Here is a 3,199-nt window from a genome sequence, read left to right as displayed (position 1 = left end):
TCTCCACAAAAAAGGGGATTCCACTCACTGGAATCCCCTTTTTTTGTATCAGCATCAGTAGCCTGCGAGTTAAGAGTTATCAGTTCATTGTTAACACTACAGCGATACTTACCTGCTTACCGCCGGGGACTGGCTCTTTTTCCGAGTATCGTAACCATTCAGGGGGATGTCGAAACCGGCCCGGGGACAGTCCCCGCGACACCTTTTCAGCACAACTACAAAAATTTCAGACGCGAAGTTTTGTGAACCTGCACAGATATTACTTAGCGGGGACAGTCCCCCAGGGCCTGGTGCCGGTAAACACCACCGAGGACCTCCTGAATGGTTACCGAGTATCTGTTCAGCGCTTTGGATGTGGCATGGGGACTGGCTCTCCCCGCACTTATTTTTTAGCTGATGTCAAGATCATTCCTGCAAAATAAGTGCGGTGGGTGCCTGTCCCCAGCTTTCCTTGGAAGCGCTAAACTGATACCTGCAAAGATACTTTGCATATGTAATGGACAAATTACTTAAACAATGACGACTTCAAGGATACGACTTAACTGTAACTGATGGAAATTTTATTTATTTTTAAAAAAATGGTTTCAAGGCTTGTATTTCCTTTGCCTCTGGCTTTGCAGATTATTCTCCTCGGCCTGATTTTGTTTTTATTCAGAAAGACAAGGTCCGGTCTTTTTTTCGTCTTTGCTGGGATTGTTTTTTTGTGTGCAATCTCAATTGAGCCTGTAGCTGACAGTTTGCTTCGACCTCTAGAACAGAAATATCAGCCTCTGCAGCATAATACTGAGCTTAAGCCGGCGTACGTGGTGATTCTTGGCGGAGGACATTTTTTTGATGAAGAACTCCCCCCCAACATAATGCTTGGCTCATCTTCTTTGTCCAGGCTGGTGGAAGGACTCAGGATCAAGAATATGTATCCTGATTCATTGCTTTTATTTACCGGTGGAAAATTCAGATATCCTGTTGCCAGTTCTGAACTTTCTGCAATGACAGCTGTTCAGTCTGGAGTTGATGCCAGGGATATAATAGTTCTTTCAGAAGCTATGGATACCGAAGACGAGGCTGCGATGGTCAAGGAAGTTGTCGGCGATGAAACATTTGTTCTGATAACTTCGGCTGCGCACATGCACAGAGCAATGCTCATTTTCAGATACGAAGGAATGAACCCGGTGCCATCACCAACAGATTTCATGGCTCCAGAGAAACTGTATAATCCCTGGGATTATTTCCCAAGTTCCAGTGCTCTTGCCAAGACTGAAAGAGTATTTTATGAAAGACTGGGTCTGGCATGGGCAATGTTGAGGGGAAAGGTACCTGTTGAACAGTCCTCATATACCGGATTCGAGTAAGGGTAACCATTCAAATGTGCCGGTATTCGTTGTCCCCCAGAATGGTTATCCGGAGGGTACTGGCTCTCCCCGCATTTTTTTATGGCAGAAAGGTTGCAGATTTTTTGAAAAATTAGTGCGGGGGCGTCTGCCCCCCTGCTTTTCATAGAAAGCGCTGACCAGATACAAAGGAGATAGTATATGAGTGAAAGTTCAAAGTCCCTTGAACTGCTGAAAGAAAAGCTTTGGAGGCTTTCTGAAAGAGTGCGGGAGATTGAGAACCAGGCGGACAGGAGCCTGGAAGAGAATTATAACCTGGAGCAGCACAGGTCTCTTCTGGAAAAAAAAGCCCGCTTGTTAAGTTCTCTTCCGGAGGAAGCAGAACCTTACCTGGACCAGATACAGGAAAAAACCTCAGAAGCTGTCAGAAACCGGCTCGATATTTTCGCACGCAATGCTGAGCAGGCCCTGGGTGTGGGTAGTGTATTCTTCATGCGCCAACTGCTCTACCCTGAAGATTACCGCGAAGGTCAGGACAATGACCTTGAGTCATTTATCCGTTCGTTATAGCCCTGCAAAAACGTTACTAACCCGAGCTTTACCTGCAAACCAGGCGAACAGTTGCTACTGTCCAAAAATGGGACAGTCCCGCATTTATTTTTTAACCCAATAGATGAAAGATGGTCAAAATTATCACTACAGCGATACTTTGTGTAAATTATCGCCTCGGCCACCGGGCACAGGTCTAAACAGATACGGCTGATTTAGCAGGGCACACTGAAAAATGCTGAACAGGTATTCAGGTGATTGTGACCCCCTGCCGGATTATCCGGCTCATCTAACTATACAGGAGTTTTTATCATGCCCAAGCAACAAGTAAAAAGTACAGACGAAATTCTGACTATTTTGTGCGAAGCCATAAAGTCCACTCTGGATGCTACGACCAACAGTTCGTTGCACTATTCTTCAACCTTTATCAAAACCAACAAGACATGCCTTAGACCGGAAATAGGATGTTTCGTTCTGTTTGAAGGCGGTTTTGCAGGCCTTGTGGCCATGAATTTTTCGGCGGAAGCCGCTCTGGAAATATACACCCGTTACAATCTCAACATGGGTATGCCTGAGGAAGACCTGGCAAAGAACCACACCTCTAATGAAGTGGCGGACGCCATGGGTGAACTCATGAATCAGTGTATCGGAAAGTTTCGTCAGATGCTGAAATCCAATGTGGGTGTAGGGGTCAACCAGACCCAGCCCAAAATGGTGCCATTGAACCAGGCTATGAAGTTGACCCTTGAAGCTGACCTGGAAAGGCCGCAATACAGGAGGGTAGAGTTCAAGACAGAGAATCAGAAGTTCTTTTATCTGGAGATAACTCTGGAAAAAGTTGAGTTTATTTACCAGGCACCTGACAATGTAGCCGTATCAAGTCAGGACGAATCTTCATACAATGGAGGAGATGGCAACGAAAGCCCTGAAGATTTCATGAAAAAGCTGGGGCTTTAATACTAGAGCGAAACTTCAAAATTTTGTAACACTACAGCGAAACTTATAAAACTTATCAACCTGTCTAAGTTGGGGACAGGCACTTTTGCTGGTTGCTAATTTGCAAATGCTTCAAAAATTCGGCGGCAAAAGAGCCAGTCCCCGGATGTCGATAAATATGTTTCGCTGTAGTATTAATCCCGCCTGACAATGGCTTTGCGGCAAAAATCTATTGCTGTGTACTCGTAGGAGGTATTTTCTTTTTTACCGAGCAGTTTTTTTCTCAAAATGCCGTTGATGAGGCAAAGAATAATTATTACCAGGTGATCCACTGGATGAGCATCAAATTCGCCGCTGGCATTGCCCTTGTCCATGCATTTCTTGAG

3 protein-coding genes and 1 pseudogene are annotated in these 3,199 nt (G+C 45.2%); 3 read left to right on the top strand and 1 reads right to left on the bottom strand.

Annotated elements, in window-relative coordinates; genetic code table 11:
- Positions 1-551 precede the first annotated feature (551 nt).
- The 3 genes from elyC to QZP87_RS07600 all read left to right on the top strand — a co-directional run bounded on the left by elyC (position 552) and on the right by QZP87_RS07600 (position 2,834).
- A complete protein-coding gene (gene elyC, locus QZP87_RS07610; RefSeq protein ID WP_291322321.1) occupies positions 552-1,349 on the top strand; it encodes an envelope biogenesis factor ElyC in 798 nt (265 codons plus the stop codon).
- Between the two features lie 180 nt (positions 1,350-1,529).
- Positions 1,530-1,898 carry a hypothetical protein gene (locus QZP87_RS07605; protein ID WP_291322320.1) on the top strand — a complete coding sequence of 123 codons (369 nt, stop codon included), beginning with the start codon at positions 1,530-1,532 and terminating at the stop codon, positions 1,896-1,898.
- A 291-nt stretch (positions 1,899-2,189) separates the two neighbouring features.
- Positions 2,190-2,834, top strand: coding sequence for a DUF3334 family protein (locus QZP87_RS07600; RefSeq protein WP_291322319.1), 645 nt, complete (start codon positions 2,190-2,192; stop codon positions 2,832-2,834).
- Positions 2,835-3,007: 173 nt separating this feature from the next.
- Here QZP87_RS07600 and QZP87_RS07595 read toward each other — a convergent pair.
- Positions 3,008-3,199, bottom strand: a pseudogene (locus QZP87_RS07595) (TetR/AcrR family transcriptional regulator); the annotation flags it as partial.

It is taken from the genome of Desulfonatronospira sp. (genome assembly GCA_003563255.1).
Taxonomy (GTDB): Bacteria; Desulfobacterota; Desulfovibrionia; order Desulfovibrionales; family Desulfonatronovibrionaceae; genus Desulfonatronospira.
This window is presented reverse-complemented; position numbering and strand designations above follow the sequence as displayed.

Coding starts and splice junctions, on each gene's coding strand:
- elyC (WP_291322321.1), top strand. CDS start 552: ATGGAAATTTTATTTATTTTTAAAAAAATGGTTTCAAGGCTTGTATTT.
- QZP87_RS07600 (WP_291322319.1), top strand. CDS start 2,190: ATGCCCAAGCAACAAGTAAAAAGTACAGACGAAATTCTGACTATTTTG.
- QZP87_RS07605 (WP_291322320.1), top strand. CDS start 1,530: ATGAGTGAAAGTTCAAAGTCCCTTGAACTGCTGAAAGAAAAGCTTTGG.